The organism is Dietzia sp. DQ11-38-2 (assembly GCF_014145055.1).
GTDB lineage: Bacteria > Actinomycetota > Actinomycetes > Mycobacteriales > Mycobacteriaceae > Dietzia.
This window is the reverse complement of the sequence record NZ_JAALDW010000018.1, coordinates 1-18188: the sequence shown is the minus strand read 5'-3', so window position 1 is coordinate 18188 and position 18188 is coordinate 1. Positions and strand designations below refer to the sequence as shown.

The window sequence follows — 18188 nt, the reverse complement described above, 5'->3', positions numbered from 1 at the left end:
CGCGCCGGATGCCGGGTCCGCGAGGGCCTGCACGATCCCGAGAGCCTCGGGGTCGGCGCGCAGTGCCGGGTCCGCCAGGCCCTCTTGCACCCCGCGCGCGAGGCTGCCGTCCGCCCCCGCCTTCTGCAGCTCGCTGGCGATGGAGCCTCCGACCCGGCTGAACAGGATCGACAGGAACACGGCCACCCCGGCGGTCCCGCCGAGTTGCCGGAAGAACGTCGCGGACGCGGTGGCCACACCGATCTCGCGGGGGCTCACCGCGTTCTGCACGATCAGTGTGAGCGGCTGCATGCAGTTGCCCAGGCCGACGCCGAGGACCAGCATGTAGGCCATCACCAGGGTGAGAGAGGTGTCGGCGTCGATGGTGAACAGCAGGAACAGGCCGACGGCCGCGACGGCGGTACCGAAGATCGGGAACTCGCGGACCCGCCCGGTCTTCGAGATGAGCTGACCGGAGACGATCGAGGCGCCCATCAGCCCGGCCACCAGTGGCAGCATCATGAGTCCGGACTCCATGGGGTCGGCTCCGTGGACGATCTGCATGTAGAGCGGGAGGGTCATCAGCCCGCCGAACATGGCCATTCCCACGATCACCCCGCCGGCGGTGACGATCGCGAAGGTGCGGTCCCGGAACAACCGCAGTGGGATGAGTGCCTCGTCGCCCGCGCGCGCCTCGACGATGAGGAACAGGCCGATCCCGGCCAGGCCCACGACGTAGCAGGCGAGGGCGGCAGGCGCGCCCCAGCCCCAGGTGTTCCCCTGCTCGGCCACCAGCAGCAGCGGTACCAGTCCGACGACGATCGTGGCGGCGCCCGCCCAGTCCACCCGGTGGTCCACGCGGGCGTTCTTGACGTTGAGGGTGATCAGCACCAGGGTCAGTGCGATGGCGCCGATGGGGACGTTGATGAGGAAGATCCATCGCCAGCCGCTGATTCCGAAGAGGGTCTCGGCGCCGGCGAAGAAGCCGCCGACGACCGGACCGATGACCGAGGACGAGGCGAATACGGCGAGCAGGTAACCCTGGTACTTCGCGCGTTCGCGGGGCGGGATGATGTCGCCGATGATCGCCAGCGAGAGCGACATGAGGGCGCCCGCGCCCAGTCCCTGGATGCCGCGGAACAGTGCGAGGGTGTACATCGAGTCGGCGAGCGTGCACAGCAGCGAGCCGAACACGAAGATCATGATGCCGATGACGAAGAAGGGCTTGCGCCCGTAGATGTCCGAGAGCTTGCCGTAGAGCGGCGTCGAGATCGTGGACGTCATGAGGTAGGCGGTGGTCACCCACGCCTGGGCGTCCAACCCCTGGAGATCATCGGCGATGGTCCTGATGGCGGTCGAGACGATCGTCTGATCGAGGCTGGCGAGGAACATCGCGGACATCAACCCGGCGAGGATGACGAGGATCTGCCGGTGGGAGAACTCGCCGTCCGCCCCCGGTCCCGCGGCAGCGCGGGCGGATCGTGTCTCAGGGGTGGTCATCGGTTCTCCTTGGCGGACGTGAGGGCGTCGAGTTCGGAGCGCAGAGAGTCGGCGAGGCGCGACAACCCCCGGTCGAGCGAGGCCGCTTGCTCGGGGGTCCAGTCGGCCAGGACATCGGCCATCCACTGCCCGCGTCCGTCTAGGACCCGGGTGACCAGCTCGCGCCCCTCGGCCGAGAGGGTCACGACGCTCGCGCGCCCGTCATCCGGGTCGGGGACCTTGGCGACCAGGCCGAGGGCCTCGAGGTGGCGGACCTGACGACTCACCACGGAGATGTCGGTGTGCACGCGCTCGGCGAGGGCGGTGACTCTGTCGGGTTCGTCGTGGATCGCGAACAGCAGGGGATGGGTCGACGGTTCGAGGGAGTCGTGGAGTCGCGGTGCCGACGCGTTGAGTGCGCGGAGCATCTTGACCACGCGGGACAGGTCCACCACGAGCTTGCCGCCCTGCTCGGCGTCTATCGCCATTCCGACCTCCCGCGGTCAACTAAGTTGCTTGCAGCAAGCAACCATAACGCCGTTCTCCGCCGGCCGGCAACTCGGCGCTCAACCGAGGCGCGCGGGAATCGTCTCGAGCTGCCTGCCGGTGGGGCACGGCGCCGCATCGGCGTTAACATCGTCGAGGGCCACCCTGCGCAACGCGCACGCCGCGGCGGGTGTGGATCGCGGGAGGCGGGCGTGGACTCCCGCGGTTCATGAGAGTGGCCAATGCGCCGCTAACTGTTGACAGTTGACAGAGATGTGCATCACAATAGGTGTGCCCTGAACGGCGGTGCCCCAGGGGGCCGAGTACATCCTGCTGGGGACCGCCCGGGTGAGTTGGCCGGTGCCTCCGCGGTGAGAGTGATCGAGTCGAATAGAGGAGTAGGGATGAAGAAGTCCACGAGTGCCCCTTTGACCAGGGACGGGACGTTCGCCCGTCGGACCGAGGAGCGGGTTCGGGAGATGATCCTCGACGGCACGCTCCCTCCCGGGGAGCGGTTGAACGAGGTGTCCATCGCCGAGGTGCTCGGGATCAGCCGGGGGCCCCTGCGCGAGGCCATTCAGCGACTGGTGGGCGAGGGCCTGTTGACGATCGTGAGCCACCGCGGCGCTTTCGTGAAGACGTTCGAGCCCGGTGAGGTCGATGATCTGTACGAGCTCCGTACCGCGCTGGAGACACACGGTGTCCGTCTCGTCTGCCGGAGGGCGACGGACGAGGAGCTGCGGGAGCTCGAGCAGCTGGTCGGAGAGGCGGGGGAGGAGCTGTCCCAGGATCCCGAACGCCCGTATCCCGCCGACCGGGACCTCCACACCCGGTTGACGTGGATGAGCGGCAACGACGCACTGGCCGCCGCGACGGTCGAGGTCCAGCGTCAGATCTCCCTCGCGAGGCAGACATCGGCCAAGAAGCCCGATCGAGCCCGTGAGGCGCTCGCCGAGCACGAGCGACTCGTCGCGGCGATCGTCGAGCGCGATGAGGACCGTGCGGCAGAGATCCTGCGACTGCACCTCGACAAGGCGCGGAAGAGCGCCGTGGACGCGCTGGGGATCACATCCGAATAGCGGCTCAGATGGGCCAGGAAAGGTGCAACAACCCATGACGACAACCAAGAAACTGCGAGGTCTCCTCTCGTCGGGGGGGCCGCCGTTGATGGTGCCGGGTGCTCCCAACGCCCTCACCGCCCGGGTGGTGGAGGAGACGGGATTCGAAGCCGTGTACGTGACCGGTGCGGGTGTGACGAACTCCTACCTCGGGGCCCCCGACCTCGGACTCATCACCCTGAGCGAGTTGGTGGGTCACGTCAACGCGATCGCCGACGCGGTTCAGATCCCCGTTGTCGTCGACGGTGACACGGGATTCGGCAACGCGCTGAACGTGCAGCGCACGGTCCGGCTGATAGAAGGGGCCGGGGCGGCCGCCCTCCAACTGGAGGACCAGGTCAGCCCCAAGAAGTGCGGCCACTTCACCGGGAAAGAGGTCATCTCGGCGGACGAGATGGTCGGAAAGATCAAGGCCGCCGTCGACGCCCGGAGAGACGACGACTTCGTCATCATCGCCCGGACTGATGCCCTGGCGATCGAGGGGATCGATGAGGCTATCGACCGCGCCGGCCGGTACCTGGAGGCCGGGGCGGACGTGCTCTTCGTCGAAGCCCCCCGAGACGTGGACCAGATGCGCAGGATCACGACATCCGTGCCGGGGATCCACATGGCCAACATGGTCGAGGGTGGCCTGACCCCGCTGCTTCCCCGTGACGAACTCGGGGAACTCGGCTTCGCGGTGGCCCTCTATGCGAACGCAGCGATGCGGGGCGCGGTGGCCGGGATGCGTCAGGTGATGAACCACCTCGCGGAGATCGGGGACACCCGGGATGCCGGCGAGCTGATGATCAGCTGGACGGACCGTCAGGCCCTGGTGCGCAAACCGGAGTTCGACGAGCTCGACACGAAGTACGCGGTGGCGCAGAACACGGAGAATGGAGCAGTCGTATGACCACGTATGACCTTCGTCTGCACGGCGGCGACGTCTTCCTCAACGGGGAGGGAGTCCGCCGGGTGGACCTACTCGTCAAGGACGGGACGATCGCGGGGGTGGTGACCCCGGATGTCGAGGTCGAGGCCGCCGAGGTGGTGGACCTTCACGGAAAGCTCGTCCTCCCGGGGGCGATCGACCCGCACGTGCACCTGGGAAAGGACATCAGGGTCCCCCGCGATCCCGATGACGCCCTCCTGGAGTCCGCGTCGGCCGTGGCCGGCGGCGTCACCACGATGCTGGTCTACCTGATGAGCGGCGAGTCCTATTCGGATGTGCTCCCTGGGTCCCGCGACGTGATGTCACGTGACTCCCACGTGGATTTCGGGTTCCACATCGTCGTCGGTTCCGAGGCGCACTACGAGGAGATGCCTCACTACATCGACGAGTTCGGTGTCTCGAGTTTCAAGTTCTTCATGAACTTCCGCGGTGAGGAAGGCGCGTACCTCGGGCTCCCCGGCAACGACGACGGTTACATGTACGACGTGCTCGGTATGGCTGCCGATCGTGGAGCCATGATCAACCCCCACCCGGAGAACATCGAACTGGTCTGGAAGCTCAAGGGCCGTCCGATCGACGAGTCCCGCGGCCCGTTGCACGCCTGGAACATGTCGAGGCCGTCGTTCGTCGAGGCGGAAGCGGTGCAGAGGGTCTCGTTCATGGCGCAGGTCACCGGCGCCTCCATGTACTCGGTCCACACCAGCAGCGCGCTGGCTCTCGACGCGGTCCTGCGTCAGCGGGAGTCCTACGAGAACCTCTTCGTCGAGACGTGCACGCAGTACCTGACGCTGACGACCGAGACCGATCCCGGGCCGGGAACCTACGGCAAGGTCAACCCTCCGCTCCGTGAACCGAGGGACCTCGAGGCGTTGTGGACCGGACTGGCGAACGGCGACGTCGACACCGTGGGCTCCGACCACAACGCCCGGCACCGCACGCACAAGGAGAAGGACATCTGGAAGGCCAGTGCGGGCTTCCCCGGGGTGGGTGGCGTCCTGCCCCTGACCCTGACGGAGGGGCTTCGCCGAGGGGTCCCGCTCGACCGGCTCGTGAACGCCACGTCCACCAGGTCCGCCCAACTGTTCGGCATGTACCCGAAAAAGGGCACGATCCAGGTGGGATCGGATGCCGATCTCGCGGTGGTGGACCTGTCGGGAGAGACCGTGATCGAGGCGGCGACCCAGCACTCCGCCGCCGAGTACACGCCCTGGGAGGGGACGCGGGTACCGATGCGGGTCGTGCACACCCTGGTCCGTGGGCACTTCGCGATGCGCGACGGTGAACTGTCCGCGACCACCACCGGCGAGTACATTCCCCGTCCCCACAGCGGCGCGACGGCACTCGCCGAGCTGACCAGTCTCCCGAAGGAGGAGCGATGAACGAGCCCTCGACGATCGATGACCTCACCCGCCGACGGTACGAGGCCGCGGGCTTCGGCCGGCCGGTCGGCCTGGGCCGTCGTCCCGGTCTGCTCATCATCGATGTGCAGTACCGCACCGTCGGAACCACCCCGATGCCCTTCGACGACGCACTCGAGGAGTTCCCCACGAGCTGCGGCGAGGTCGGCTGGCAGGCGGTCAATCACATAGAACGGCTCCTGGCGGTGTTCCGCTCGAAGGGGTGGCCGGTCCTCTACCCGCACGTTGCTCCCAAGAAGGAGTACGACCAGGGCGCCCTCGGGGCGAAGGTCCCCGGGATCATGTCCATCCCCGCGAAGGGGTACGAGTTCGTGGCCGAGGTCGCGCCGCGGGACGGCGACGTCCTGCTGCCGAAGCGCCATCCGAGCGCGTTCTTCGGCACGCCGTTGGCCAGCTATCTGGTCCAGGCGGATGTCGATTCGCTCGTCGTGACCGGATGCACGACCTCGGGATGTGTCCGGGCCAGCGTCGTCGACGCCTTCTCGTACAACTACAAGGTCGCGGTGCCCTCGGATGCGGTGTACGACCGGAGTCCGACGGTCCACGAGGTCAATCTGTTCGACATGGCCCAGAAATACGCTGACGTATCTACCACCGACGCTCTTCTGAGCGCGCTGGACGGGGTTCCTGCTCGCCACTGACCGCTGGGCGCGTGAGGTGACGGTGACCGGGCTGCGGCAGTGAGTCGAATCGCCGCAGGTCGATGGTGTTTCGGCGCCGTTACCGGGCCCGCGACGGTGTAACACGATGGACACCGAGAATGGCCAGAAAACTGTTGACAGTTAGCAGACGACAGAATAATGTGGGTTCCGTCACAAAGGGCGGTCCGCAGTGGCAGCCCGCACGGGTGCCTCAATGGAACAGGAGAGGTCCGATGAGCTCGTTTCGAGCACGATGGGACGACCTTCCCGAGAGGGAAGTGCTGACCAACAATTTCCGTACCGCGATGACCGGTAAGGAGACCGGCGTCAACCGGATCCGCTGGATCCACCCGACGGTCGTCCCCACCCACTCCCACCCGGATTGCGAACAGACGGTGATCGTCACCAAGGGGAGGGTCATCTTCACCGTCGAGGACGACGAGTTCACCCTCGAGCCGGGCGAGATCGCAATTCTTCCCCGCAACGTTCCCCACGGTGGCCGCAGCATCGAGGGTGAGGCGGAGTTCATCGAGATCTTCGCCCCCACCCGCATCGAGAACCTGGTCGGTTTCGTCGGGTCCTCGTCCATGCCCGATCCGGACGAGGGGACGGGCGCATGAGCGTCACGCAGGTCAGTCCGCACGTCCACGTGGAGACCGCGTACTTGGGATCCAACAACTCGATCATCGTGGGCACGGACGGGGTCGCGCTGGTCGACACCCCGCACAAACCGACCGACGCGCAGGCATGGCGACGGGTCGTCGAGGGCTTCGGGACCACCCGCTTCGTGGTCAACACGGACCATCACCCCGATCACACCATCGGGAACTTCTGGATGGGTGGAGAGGTCGTCTCCCACCGTGGGACCCGCGATCGGCTCCTGCGGGATGCACCCACCGAGGAGTACCTACGGGACCTGTTCGAGGTGATCGACCCGGACGCGGTGGATCTGCTCCCGTCCTATTCCGTGCGCGTCCCCGAGGTGGTGTTCCAGGATCGTCTCGATCTGCACCTGGGCGACGTCCATCTCGAACTCCGCTTCCAACCCGGACACACGGCGAACAGCCTGCTCGCCTACCTCCCCCAGGACGGCGTGATCTTCACCGGCGACATCGTGTGCGAGTCGAGCCTCCCGTCGTTCCAGGACTGCCGCCTGTGGGACTGGTTCGACGCGATCGACGCCGTCGAGTCCTACGACTTCGACGTCCTCGTCCCCGGACACGGTGAGGTCACCGACCGCAGCGCGGTCGAGCGGTACCGGCAGTGGGGACGGGACGTGGCGGGGGAGGTCGCCGCCGCGATCGACGCCGGGCGGACCCTCGAGCAGGCCTGCGACGAGATCCGGTTCGCGGATCTGATCCACGTCGGGAACGAGGACTACACCGGTTATCCGGATTCACTCATCGAGATGTTTCAGCGCAACTCGATCGCACGTATCTACCACGACCTTTCCGAGCGGCCCGAGTTCGCCCGGTAACACCCCCCCGAATGATGGAGCAAGCATGAAGATCAGCAAATCCGTGGCGGCACTGGCCGCCGCCACCGCCCTTGTCCTGGCGGGATGCGGAGCAGAGTCCGGGTCGGACGGTGGATCGTCGGCCGCCACCGCCGACGGCGCCGCGCTGGCCGAGGAAGCCGCGGCCATGGTCGATGAGTACCGGGGTGTTCCGAGCCCCGACGATCTCGGCGCCCCGATCGACATCAGTGAGCTCGAGGGCGAGACCATCTACAGCATCCCGATCGACAGCGGCGCGGAGTTCTACGCCGACGGCGAGGCAGCCATGGCCGCCGTGGCCGAAGACGCCGGCATCAACTACGTGACATTCCCCGCTGATGGCACCCAGACGTCCTACCAGCAGGGCATCCAGCAGGCGATCAATGCGCGGGCCGGCGCGATCCTGCTCAACGGGCCCCTGCCGGAGACGCTCGGCCCGCAGATCGACGCTGCGCGGGACGCCGGGATCCCGGTGGTGCCCCTGCACATCAACGACATGGACAGCGGGACGTCTGAGGGACTCGAGTACGAGGCGTTCGCCCCCTTCAACCTCGCCGCGCGTCTGATGGCACTCGACGCGATCGCCTATCACGAAGGCGCCCCGGTCAACGCGCTCATCATCCAGTCCTCGGAGACCGGCCCATCGGCGGGCATGGTCGAGACGATGGAGGAGACGCTCGAGGAGTTCGGTCCGGAGGGCTCCAAGGCCAGCGTCATGAACGTGTCCGTCCCGCAGTGGTCGACACGGATCCAGGACGAGGTGCAGTCCAACCTGCTCCGCGATCCGACGATCAACACGGTGCTCCCCATCTACGACAACATGGCGACCTACGCGTCTCCCGGCATCCAGCAGGCCGCGGCCGGACGGGATGTGCCCATCTTCACGTTCAACGGCACGCCGTCCATCCTCCAGATGGTGGCCGACGGCACCGTCGCGATGAACGTCGCAGAGAATCCGGACTGGGTCGCCTACGTCAACATGGACACCGCCTTCCGGGCGATGCTCGGAGAGGAGCCCATCGAGGGCGTCTCCGGACCGGTCCGCGTCATCGATGAGACGAACGTCGAGGAGACCGGCAACCCGCCGCGCAGTGGCGAGGGCTTCGGTGACGAGTACCGGGACGCCTACCGCGAGCTGTGGGGACTGATCTGATCATGGTCGTCCAGCATCCTCCCTCAGTGGGCGCGGCCGCAGGATCCGTCCCGCTTCTGGAGATCCGCGGGCTCACCAAGTCCTTCAACGGAGTCTCAGCGTTGAGCGGGGTCGACCTGGCGATGTATCCCGGGGAAGTGCACGGTCTGCTCGGCGCGAACGGCAGCGGCAAGTCGACCCTGATCAAGGTTCTCGCCGGGGTCCATGACGCCGACGGGGGCGAGGTCACGGTGCACGGCACGCGGGTGTCGACCCCGTTCGGTGCCCGCGGCCTCCGTGATCACGGACTGGGATTCGTCCACCAGGATCTCGGACTGGCCCCCTCCGGAACCGTGCTCGAGCACATGGCCCTGGATTCGGGTGGGTCGTCGGTGGGCCTCAGGCGGGTGCCGTGGGGGCAGGAACGCGAGCGTGTCTCCGGACTGCTCGACCGGTTCGGCATCGACATCCACCCGGATGCCACGATCGACATGCTCACCCCCGTCCAGCGCGCCATGTTGGCTGTCGTCCGCGCCGTGGGTGGGCAGGAGCTCAAGTCGGAGCCGGGACGTCCCCAGATACTGGTCCTCGACGAGCCCACCGTCTTCCTGCCGCGGCACGAGGTGGACGTCCTCTTCGCCGTACTGGATCGCCTGCGCGATCGCGGCGACGCGGTGTTGCTCGTGTCCCACGACCTCGACGAGATCCTGCAGGTCACCGACCGGGTGACCGTCTTCCGGAACGGCCGACTGGCCGGCACCCGCGAGACGGAGGGCGCCACTCGGGACGATCTGGTGAGCCTGATCCTCGGGTCGAAGGCGGAGCACGTGACCAAACACGACGCGGTGGTCGATTCCGGTGCGCCGCCGGTGCTGGCGGCCCGCGCACTCACGGGGGAGCGGGTCAACAACCTCGACCTCGAGGTCTATGCGGGTGAGGTCGTGGGTGTGACCGGACTCGCCGGATCCGGAACCGAGGAGCTTCCCGACCTGCTGTTCGGCGCGAGTAGCGCCAAGTCGGGATCCGTCGAGCACCGTGGCGCTCAGGTGCACGAACCCACCCCGGCTCGGTCAATGGAGGCGGGGGTAGTCCTCATCCCCGCGAACCGGAAGGAACAGGGCGGCTCCCTGGAGCTCAGCGTTCTTGAGAACACGGCTCTGCCCTTCCTCGGCCGGCGGGCCCGCGGTGCGCTGATCGACTGGGGCGGATTGCGGCGGCAGGCCGACGAGATGCTCGCCCGTCTCCAGGTCAAACCCCAGGACTCTTCAGCGATGTTCGGGCACCTCAGCGGCGGTAATCAGCAGAAGGTGTTGATCGGGAAGTGGATGGACACGCAGCCGACGGTCATGCTGCTCAACGAGCCGACGCAGGGCGTCGACGTGGGGGCCCGCCGCGAGATCTTCAAACTCGTCCGCGAGGCCACCCAGAAGGGCATGGCGGTGCTGTGCGCCACAACGGACTACGAACAGCTCGTCGAAATGGCCGATCGAGTCGTGGTCCTCGACCAAGGCGAGGTCCGTGCGGAACTGCGCGGAGCTCACATCACCAAGGACGCCCTCGCGTCCGCCGTCTATTCGGAGGAAGTGGCATGACCGCCTCGGAGAAGAATCATGCGGGAACGACGGTCGCTTCCCGACGGCCGTCGCAGGCGGTCAAGAGACCGGCTCAACCGGAGCGTTTCGCGCTCCTGGGGGTGTGGGTCGTCCTCATCATCGCGTTCAGTGTCCTGGCCCCTCAGACGTTCCCGACCACGGCGAACGTCGCCAACATGCTCGGGTCTCAGGTCGTCCTGCTGATCCTGGCTCTCGGACTGGTGTTTCCGTTGCGCGCGGGGGATTTCGACCTGTCGGTCGCGACCACCCTCAACATGTCGATGGTGTTGGTGGCCGTCCTCAACGTCAAACAGGGCTGGAACATCTGGGCCGCGGTGATCGTCGCGATACTGGCGAGCCTGGTCGTCGGGGTGGTCAACGGATACATCGTCACCAAGTTCGACATCCACTCGTTCATCGTCACGCTCGGCGTGGGGACCGTCGTCCAGGGCTTCATCTACTTCATCTCGGGATCGGTCACCATCAGTGGCATCGACCGCGAGCTCACCGACGCGGTCCTCACCCGACCGTTCCTGTCGGTACCGATCGGCTTCTACTACGCCGTGATCCTGTGCCTGCTGGTCTGGTACATCTTCGACCACTCGGCCTTCGGCCAGCGGCTGCTCTTCGTCGGTCAGGGCAGCGAGGTCGCCCGACTCAACGGCGTCAACGTCAAGGGTCTGCGCTGGCGGGCACTGATCATCTCCTCGGGCTTCGCCGGTCTCGCCGGCGTGGTCTATGCGGGCACGACTGCCAGCGCGGATCCCGTCTCGGGGGGCGCGTTCCTCCTCCCGGTGTTCGCGGCGTGCTTCCTGGGTTCGACCGTTCTCAAGATCGGGCGGTTCAACCCGTGGGGCACGTTCATCGCGGTGTACTTCCTGGTCACCGGGATCACCGGACTGCAGCTCCTCGGCGCCCAGCAGTACGTGCAGGAGCTCTTCTACGGCGGCGCTCTGGTCATCGCCGTCATCCTGTCCAAGGTCATCCGCACCCGCGGTGAGCGGATCCGCAGGTCACAGGTACAGAACGCGTAGTCATACCAGCGTCCACCTCGGGCCACAGCAGGCCCGGCGTCCCGGTTCTCGGGACGGCGCGACACCACCGACCACCGGTCGGCAACGGAAAGGGAACGAGAAATGAAGGCACGCGGCGCAGTAATCCACCAGGTCGGCGGTCAGTGGGAGGTCCAGGACCTCGAGGTGAGCGAACCGGCTGAGGACGAGATCCTCGTCAAGGTGATGGCCAGTGGCCTGTGCCACTCCGACGATCACTTCGTCACCGGCGACATCCCGGTGAACCTGCCCATGGTCGGAGGACACGAGGGCGCCGGCATCGTCGAGAAGGTCGGCTCGCGCGTCACCCGGGTCAAGCCGGGCGACCACATCGCCACGCTGTTCATCCCCGCCTGTGGGGTGTGCAAGTACTGCGTCCGGGGTCAGAGCTACATCTGTAACAACGGCGCCGGCATGGAGACCGGGATGGCGATGGACGGCACCGCCCGGTTCCACGACACCGACGGGAACCCGATCGGCGGCGTCACCCGGCTGGGGTCGTTCTCCAACTACCTCGTCTGCCACGAGACACAGGCGGTCAAACTGCCCGACGACATCCCGTTCGACCTCGCGTGCCTGGTCTCGTGTGGAGTCGCGACCGGCTACGGCGCCGCCGTCAACGCCGCTCCGGTCCGGCCCGGCGACGTCGTCCTGGTCATGGGACTGGGTGGCGTCGGCGCCAACGCGGTCCAGGGCGCCAAGCACGCCGGAGCCGATCACATCATCGTGGTGGACCCCGCCGAGAACAAGATGGAGCTCGCCGCGGGCTTCGGTGCCACCGCGGCCTTCACCTCCATCGACGAGGCGCGCCCGCTGATCGCCCAGCTGACCAACGGACAGGGCGTGGACGTCACCATCGTCACGGTCGGCCGGGTGGACGGCGACATCATCGGCGAGGGATTCGACACCGTCGGCAAGGCGGGGAGCCTCGTCCTGGTGTCCGTGGGCTCGCACGAGCGCTCGCTGAGCGTGAGCCCCCAGGACATGACGAATCTCGCCAAGTCCATCAAGGGCGTGATGTACGGCAACTGCCGTCCCCTGGGCGACATCCCGCGGCTCTTGGACATGTACCGCACGGGCAGCATCAAGCTCGACGAGTTGGTGACCACCCGATACAAGCTGGACGACATCAACCAGGCCGTCGAGGACATGCACGCCGGCCGCAACATCCGCGGCGTCGTCGTCCACGAGCACTGAGAACGGTCGCACTCCCCACCAGGGTGACCCGTCCCCGCACACCGCGAACCGGTGGCACACACGCAGCTACGTAAGGAATGTGATGACGACTTCGCAGAACCAGCCCGACGCCGGTAGGCCGATCGAGCACACCCGACTGCACATCGGCGGGCAGTGGGTGGACGGCCTCGCGGGCGCTGAGTTCGACACCGTCAACCCCGCCACCGGCGAGGCGTTCGCCTCGGTGGCGGAGGGCCGCGCCGAGGACGTCGACCGGGCCGTCACAGCAGCCCGGGAGGCGTTCGAGAACGGGCCGTGGTCGAGGATGAAGCCCAAGGAGCGCGCCGCCGCGATCTGGCGACTCGGCGACCTGCTCCTGGCCGACGCCGAGGAGATGGCCCGGGTGGAGACTCTCGACCAGGGCAAGCCGTACCTCGCGGCCCGGGACGGCGACGTCCCCACGGCCGCCGGTCTGTACCACTACATGTCCGGCTTCGCGACCAAGATCGAGGGCGAGACGATCCCGATCTCCGCTGCGGGCGAGTACCACACCTACACGCGGCGCGAACCCCTCGGCGTCGTCGGCCTGATCGTGCCGTGGAACTTCCCTCTCGTCATCACCGCCTGGAAGCTGGCGCCGGCCCTCGCGGCGGGCAACACCGTGGTGCTCAAGCCCGCCGAGGCCACCCCTCTCTCGGCGCTGCGCCTGGCCCACCTCGCCCTCGAGGCCGGCATCCCTCCCGGGGTCCTCAACGTGGTCAACGGTTTCGGACCGACCGCCGGGCAGGCGATCTCCGAGCACCCCGGCATCGACAAGGTCTCGTTCACGGGTTCGACGGCCACGGGCCGCAGGATCCTCGACGCCGCGGGGGGCAATCTCAAGCGGGTCACCCTCGAACTCGGCGGCAAGAGCGCCAACATTATCTTCCCGGACGCGGACCTGGACAAGGCCATCGCGGGCTCGGCCAACGCGATCTTCTACAACGCGGGACAGGCATGCGCCGCCGGTGCGCGGTTGTACGTGCACGACGACGTGTACGACCGGGTCGTGGAGGGCCTGGTCGCCAAGGCCGAGGCGATCACGGTCGGCGACGGCTTCGACCCCGCCAGTGAGATCGGCCCGGTGGCCAGCAGGACCCAGTTCGACACCGTCTCGTCCTACCTCGAGATCGGCCGCTCCGAGGGCACCGTCCTCACCGGCGGCTCGCGCAAGGGCGACCGCGGGTACTTCATCGAACCCACCGTCCTCGCGGACGCGGGTCAGGACTCGAGGATCGTCAAGGAAGAGATCTTCGGGCCGGTGGTGGTGGTGTCGCGGTTCAGCTCCGAGGACGAGGTCGTCGAGCTCGCCAACGACACCCGGTACGGGCTCGCGGCCGGGATCTGGACGGGCAGCGTCGGCCGGGCACATCGTGTCGCCGCGAAGCTCCGGGCGGGCACGGTGTGGGTCAACACCTACGGGATCTTCGACCCGAGCATGCCCTTCGGCGGCATGAAGGAGTCGGGCTGGGGACGGGAGATGGGCCACGAGGTCCTGCACGACTACACGGACCTCAAGACCGTCTGCGTGGACATCGCCGAGTGAACGGGACCGGTGGGATCGTGAACGCGCAGTCCACGGAGTCGTCGCTGCTGTTCCAGCCATGGCAGCTCGGTCGTATCGAACTGGCGAACCGCGTCGTGATGGCTCCCATGACGCGGAACCGAGCCGACAGGGCCGGAGTGCTCCCGGACTCGGCGGTGACCTACTACGGACAACGTGCCGGAGCGGGCCTCATCGTCTCGGAGGCCGCCCAGCCCTCAGCGGCGGGGCAGGGCTACCCCGGGACGCCCGGGATCCACGACGACCGGCAGGAAGCGCAGTGGGCGAGGGTCGCGGACGCGGTGCACGCCGGCGGTGGCAAGATCTTCTGCCAGCTCATGCACACGGGGAGGATGAGCCACGAGAGCTTCATGCCGCCCGGTGCGAAGGTGGTCGCGCCGAGCCCGATCCGCGCGGAGATCGAGGTCGAGACCATCGACCGCGTGATGGTCCCGGCGCCCGTGCCGACCGAGCTCGACCAGGACGGGATCGACGGGATCATCCGGGACTTCGCCGACGCCTCCGAGCGGGCCGTGCGCGCCGGGATGGACGGAGTGGAGATCCACGGGGCCAACGGTTACCTGCCCCACCAGTTCCTCTCCCCGGGGACCAATCACCGCACCGACTCCTACGGGGGCAGCCCCGAGGCCCGGTCACGGTTCGTGGTGGAGCTGCTGCGGGCGGTCTGTGACCGGATCGGCCACGACCGGGTGGGTCTGCGGATCTCGCCCGGAGGCCAGTTCAACGACATGGCGGACAAGGGCAACGACGAGACGTACCTCTCTCTGATCGACCAGATCGACGAACTGAGGATCGCCTACCTACACACGTTGCGTCGCCGGTCGACGCCGCTGCACGAGCAGCTCCGCGCACGGTGGAGTACCACCTACATGCTGAACACCGGATTCCACGGGCCCAGCGAGCGGGGGGACCTCGAGCCACTCCTGGAGGCCGGGCAGGCCGACCTGGTGAGCGTCGGCAGGCTGTTCATCTCCAACCCGGATCTACTCGACCGGTGGAGGCGCGGGATCGAGCGGGTGGGGTGGGACGAATCCACCTTCTACACCGGTGGCGACAGAGGGTACATCGACTACCCGGCAGTGCAGCACTAACGACCTCGGCAGGAGAAGACCATGTCCGAACAGAGAACGATTCCGGCTCCACTCGGCGGCAAGGTGGTGGTGGTGACCGGGGCGGCTTCCGGAATCGGTGCCACCGCGGTCGAGGTCCTCCGCGCGCAAGGTGCCACCGTCGTCGGGTGGGACCTGGCGGGTACGCCCGAGGCGGGCCCGCTCGATCTCACCGACCCCGAATCCGTGCAGTCGGCCGCGCAGGCCGTGCTCGCCGATCACGGCGCAGTGGACGCGCTGGTCAACTGCGCCGGTGTGATCACCGAGAACCTGCCGTTCGAGCGCGTCGACCCGCAGGACTTCCTCAGGTGCTTCAACGTCAACGTGATGGGCATCGTCCATGCCAGCCAGGCGCTGCATCCGGCGTTGGCGGCCGCAGGTGGGGCGATCGTCAACATCGCTTCCCAGGCGGCTCTGGTGAGCCTGCCCGACCAGTCGGCCTACTCGGCGTCCAAGGGCGCCGTCGCGGCGCTCACGCGGTCGATGGCGATCGACTGGGCCCCGGCGGGTGTCCGGGTCAACGCCATCTGCCCTGGCTTCACCCTCACCCCCATGGCCAAGCAACAGATGACCCCGGAGTTGGACGCCGCCGTGTCGCGCCGGGTCCCGTTGGGGCGGATGTTCGAGACCGAGGAGATCGGCGCGGTCATCGCATTTCTGGCCTCCCCCTCGGCCTCCGCCGTCACCGGTGTCGTCATGCCGGTCGACGGCGGCTGGACCGCCGGTGAGCCGGCGTTGCCGATGGGTGGTGCGGAATGAGTGATCGAGGCACCGCCTACGTGTCGGGGGCGAGCTCGGGGATCGGCCGGGGAGCCGCGGTGCGTCTGGCGGCGGACGGCTACCGGGTCGTCCTGCTGGGTAGGAACGAGGCCAGGCTCGCCGAGGCGGCCGCGGAGTGTGGAGATGACGCCCGGTACGCGGTGTTCGACGTGACCGATCCCGCCGCGGTCGGCACCACGCTGCCGGCGCTGATCGAGGAGCACGGACCGCCCACCGCCGTGCTGCACAACGCCGGACAGACGATCGTCGGGGCATTGGACCAGCTCACGCCCGACGAGTGGCAGCGCCAGATGGACGTCAACCTCACCAGCATCTACGCATTGAACCGGTATCTGTGGCCTGCGATGGTCCCGCGCGGGGGCAGCATCGTCCTGGTGGCCTCGACCGCGTCGTTCGCGGCGTTCCCCCAGGACGCCGCGTACGTGGCCTCCAAGGGAGCCGTACTGGCCCTGACCAAGGCGATGGCCCTCGACGGGGCGCCCCACGGCATCCGCGTGAACGCCGTGTGCCCCGGTTTCATCCTGACCCCCAACCTCCAGGGCTTCTTCGATTCACAGGACGACCCGTCCGGGGCCGCCGACGGCGCCGCGGCTGCCGCCCCGTTGGGCCGGATGGGGAGTCCGGAGGACGTCGCCGGGGCGATCTCCTTCCTCTTCTCACCCGATGCGGCCTTCGTGACCGGTACGCCGATTCTGGTCGACGGTGGCCTCATGGCACGGGTGCCCGGATAACCGGCGGGAACGACGAGCACGGCCGACGGTCGTGGCGACCGGACAACACTTGACTCACCGATGTAGAAAGCAACAGGTTCCGTTCAGATGGTCAACGAGTTCTCACCCCAGTCCGACGTCGATACCGAGGTCGATATCGACGTCGTGGTCGTCGGAGCAGGCGGAGGCGGTCTGACCGCCGCCCTCGCGGCCGCGGACGCCGGCGCCTCCGTGGTCGTGTTGGAGAAGCTCGACGTCCCCGGCGGTAACACCGCGCTGTCCACCGGATCGGTGCCGGGCGCCGGTACCCGCCAACAGAGAGAGGCGGGTGTGGAGGACGACGCCGAGCGGATGACGACGGACCTGCTCCGCCAGAGCGGACCGCACGAGGCCGAACATCTGACCAGACGACTGGCCCGATCGTCCGGTGGGCTGGTGGACTGGCTCGTGGACACCCACGGGATCAACCTCAAGCTGATCATGGAGTACAAGCACGTCGGCCACTCGGTCAACCGGCTCCACGCCCCGCCGTCCCGTCGCGGTCAGGACCTGGTCGACGACCTGGTGGCCGCGTGCGGCCGCGCGGGCGTCGAGGTGGTCACCGGGAACCCCGTCGCGGGTCTGCTCGTGGAGGACGGGGTCGTGCGCGGCGTCCGGGTGGCCGGGGAGCGGGTGCAGGAGTACACGCTGCGCACCCATGCGGTCATCCTCGCCGCCAACGGGTTCGCGGCCAATCGCACCCTCGTCGGTGAGTGGGCCCCCGAACTCGTCGGGCTCGAGTACTTCGGTGCACCAGGATCGACGGGGGAGGCGATCGAGTGGGGACTCGAACTCGGCGGCGAGATGGACAACCGTGCGGCCTACCAGGGGTACGCCGCTGTGGCCTACCCGTACGGCAATATCCTGTCGTGGACCACGGTCGAGAAGGGCGGGGTGCTCATCGACTCGACCGGTAGCCGGCTCGGCGACGAGATCGTCGGATACTCCGGTTTCACGACCGAGGTCCTGGCCGGTCAGGGCCCCATCTGGGCGGTGTTCGACACCCGGATCAGGGACGTGACCTCGCTCGAGGACGAGTTCCGGGACCTCGTCGAGATGGGCGGTGCCAAGGAATGTGCGACGACCGCCGAGCTCGCCGCGGTGACGGGCGCGCCGGAGGAGGCGGTGATCCGGACACTCGAGAACTACGAGGCGGCCGCCCGGGGAGAACGCGCTGACGAACACGGACGAAACGAGTTCGCCATGGCGCCGCTGGAGCCCCCGTACGTCGCGGCGAGGGTCACCCCGGGGTTGTTCCACACCCAGGGCGGGCTCCGGATCGACGACGAGGGGCGAGTCCTGCGGGCCGACGGCTCCCCGATCCCGGGTCTGCTCGCCGTGGGCGGCGTCGCGGCCGGCGTGAGCGGTCAGAGCGGAGGCCGCGGGTACTCGTCCGGCAACGGGTTGCTCACGGCGATCGGTCTGGGTCAGCTGGCCGGTGCCGCCGC

The 18188-nt window shown here is 67.8% G+C and carries 17 protein-coding genes; 15 read left to right on the top strand and 2 right to left on the bottom strand.

What is annotated here, in order from left to right:
- Positions 1 to 1479, bottom strand: a 1479-nt coding sequence (locus G6026_RS00835; protein ID WP_182611959.1) for an MDR family MFS transporter, incomplete at its 3' end; no start/stop codon positions are given.
- Complete coding sequence (locus G6026_RS00830) at positions 1476 to 1946, bottom strand: MarR family transcriptional regulator (protein ID WP_107756300.1); 471 nt, start codon at positions 1944 to 1946, stop codon at positions 1476 to 1478. The genes G6026_RS00830 and G6026_RS00835, both read right to left, overlap by 4 nt.
- 402 nt (positions 1947 to 2348) lie before the next feature.
- Here G6026_RS00830 and G6026_RS00825 point away from each other — a divergent pair, with 402 nt between their 5' ends.
- The 15 genes from G6026_RS00825 to G6026_RS00755 form a co-directional block, all read left to right on the top strand.
- Positions 2349 to 3023, top strand: a complete 675-nt coding sequence (locus G6026_RS00825) for a GntR family transcriptional regulator (RefSeq protein WP_182611958.1) — start codon at positions 2349 to 2351, stop codon at positions 3021 to 3023.
- Positions 3024 to 3057: 34 nt separating this feature from the next.
- Positions 3058 to 3954 carry an oxaloacetate decarboxylase gene (locus G6026_RS00820; protein ID WP_107756302.1) on the top strand — a complete coding sequence of 299 codons (897 nt, stop codon included), beginning with the start codon at positions 3058 to 3060 and terminating at the stop codon, positions 3952 to 3954.
- Entirely contained in the window at positions 3951 to 5372 is a 1422-nt protein-coding gene (locus tag G6026_RS00815) for an amidohydrolase family protein (protein ID WP_107756303.1), read from the top strand. Before G6026_RS00820 ends, G6026_RS00815 begins: the two co-directional genes overlap by 4 nt.
- Positions 5369 to 6052, top strand: coding sequence for an isochorismatase family protein (locus G6026_RS00810; RefSeq protein ID WP_182611957.1), 684 nt, complete (start codon positions 5369 to 5371; stop codon positions 6050 to 6052). The genes G6026_RS00815 and G6026_RS00810 overlap by 4 nt, the downstream gene beginning before the upstream one ends.
- Before the next feature lie 233 nt (positions 6053 to 6285).
- A complete protein-coding gene (locus G6026_RS00805) occupies positions 6286 to 6672 on the top strand; it encodes a cupin domain-containing protein (RefSeq protein WP_159077995.1) in 387 nt (128 codons plus the stop codon).
- Positions 6669 to 7529: an MBL fold metallo-hydrolase gene (locus G6026_RS00800; RefSeq protein WP_182611956.1), complete on the top strand. Its 861-nt coding sequence runs from the start codon at positions 6669 to 6671 to the stop codon at positions 7527 to 7529. Before G6026_RS00805 ends, G6026_RS00800 begins: the two co-directional genes overlap by 4 nt.
- Positions 7530 to 7554: 25 nt before the next feature.
- On the top strand, positions 7555 to 8700 hold the full coding sequence (locus G6026_RS00795) for a substrate-binding domain-containing protein (protein ID WP_107756307.1): 1146 nt from the start codon (positions 7555 to 7557) through the stop codon (positions 8698 to 8700).
- Positions 8701 to 8726: 26 nt separating this feature from the next.
- Positions 8727 to 10271: a sugar ABC transporter ATP-binding protein gene (locus G6026_RS00790; protein ID WP_159077996.1), complete on the top strand. Its 1545-nt coding sequence runs from the start codon at positions 8727 to 8729 to the stop codon at positions 10269 to 10271.
- The gene (locus tag G6026_RS00785) at positions 10268 to 11305 is read left to right on the top strand and encodes an ABC transporter permease (protein ID WP_107756309.1); all 1038 of its coding nucleotides are present in this window, start codon (positions 10268 to 10270) and stop codon (positions 11303 to 11305) included. Before G6026_RS00790 ends, G6026_RS00785 begins: the two co-directional genes overlap by 4 nt.
- A gap of 102 nt (positions 11306 to 11407) precedes the next feature.
- Positions 11408 to 12520: a Zn-dependent alcohol dehydrogenase gene (locus G6026_RS00780; RefSeq protein ID WP_182611955.1), complete on the top strand. Its 1113-nt coding sequence runs from the start codon at positions 11408 to 11410 to the stop codon at positions 12518 to 12520.
- Between the two features lie 82 nt (positions 12521 to 12602).
- Positions 12603 to 14084, top strand: coding sequence for an aldehyde dehydrogenase family protein (locus G6026_RS00775; RefSeq protein ID WP_107756311.1), 1482 nt, complete (start codon positions 12603 to 12605; stop codon positions 14082 to 14084).
- Positions 14081 to 15193 carry an alkene reductase gene (locus tag G6026_RS00770; protein ID WP_231750540.1) on the top strand — a complete coding sequence of 371 codons (1113 nt, stop codon included), beginning with the start codon at positions 14081 to 14083 and terminating at the stop codon, positions 15191 to 15193. The genes G6026_RS00775 and G6026_RS00770 overlap by 4 nt, the downstream gene beginning before the upstream one ends.
- Before the next feature lie 21 nt (positions 15194 to 15214).
- Positions 15215 to 15970, top strand: a complete 756-nt coding sequence (locus G6026_RS00765) for an SDR family oxidoreductase (protein ID WP_182611954.1) — start codon at positions 15215 to 15217, stop codon at positions 15968 to 15970.
- On the top strand, positions 15967 to 16722 hold the full coding sequence (locus G6026_RS00760) for an SDR family NAD(P)-dependent oxidoreductase (protein ID WP_182611953.1): 756 nt from the start codon (positions 15967 to 15969) through the stop codon (positions 16720 to 16722). Before G6026_RS00765 ends, G6026_RS00760 begins: the two co-directional genes overlap by 4 nt.
- A gap of 87 nt (positions 16723 to 16809) precedes the next feature.
- Positions 16810 to 18188, top strand: a 1379-nt coding sequence (locus G6026_RS00755) for an FAD-dependent oxidoreductase (RefSeq protein ID WP_182611952.1), incomplete at its 3' end; no start/stop codon positions are given.

What these genes read in the sequence shown, in the direction of transcription:
- G6026_RS00830 (WP_107756300.1), bottom strand. Translation starts at nt 1,946, where the DNA reads ATGGCGATAGACGCCGAGCAGGGCGGCAAGCTCGTGGTGGACCTGTCC.
- G6026_RS00780 (WP_182611955.1), top strand. Translation starts at nt 11,408, where the DNA reads ATGAAGGCACGCGGCGCAGTAATCCACCAGGTCGGCGGTCAGTGGGAG.
- G6026_RS00800 (WP_182611956.1), top strand. Translation starts at nt 6,669, where the DNA reads ATGAGCGTCACGCAGGTCAGTCCGCACGTCCACGTGGAGACCGCGTAC.
- G6026_RS00765 (WP_182611954.1), top strand. Translation starts at nt 15,215, where the DNA reads ATGTCCGAACAGAGAACGATTCCGGCTCCACTCGGCGGCAAGGTGGTG.
- G6026_RS00810 (WP_182611957.1), top strand. Translation starts at nt 5,369, where the DNA reads ATGAACGAGCCCTCGACGATCGATGACCTCACCCGCCGACGGTACGAG.
- G6026_RS00760 (WP_182611953.1), top strand. Translation starts at nt 15,967, where the DNA reads ATGAGTGATCGAGGCACCGCCTACGTGTCGGGGGCGAGCTCGGGGATC.
- G6026_RS00815 (WP_107756303.1), top strand. Translation starts at nt 3,951, where the DNA reads ATGACCACGTATGACCTTCGTCTGCACGGCGGCGACGTCTTCCTCAAC.
- G6026_RS00795 (WP_107756307.1), top strand. Translation starts at nt 7,555, where the DNA reads ATGAAGATCAGCAAATCCGTGGCGGCACTGGCCGCCGCCACCGCCCTT.
- G6026_RS00825 (WP_182611958.1), top strand. Translation starts at nt 2,349, where the DNA reads ATGAAGAAGTCCACGAGTGCCCCTTTGACCAGGGACGGGACGTTCGCC.
- G6026_RS00820 (WP_107756302.1), top strand. Translation starts at nt 3,058, where the DNA reads ATGACGACAACCAAGAAACTGCGAGGTCTCCTCTCGTCGGGGGGGCCG.
- G6026_RS00805 (WP_159077995.1), top strand. Translation starts at nt 6,286, where the DNA reads ATGAGCTCGTTTCGAGCACGATGGGACGACCTTCCCGAGAGGGAAGTG.
- G6026_RS00775 (WP_107756311.1), top strand. Translation starts at nt 12,603, where the DNA reads ATGACGACTTCGCAGAACCAGCCCGACGCCGGTAGGCCGATCGAGCAC.
- G6026_RS00785 (WP_107756309.1), top strand. Translation starts at nt 10,268, where the DNA reads ATGACCGCCTCGGAGAAGAATCATGCGGGAACGACGGTCGCTTCCCGA.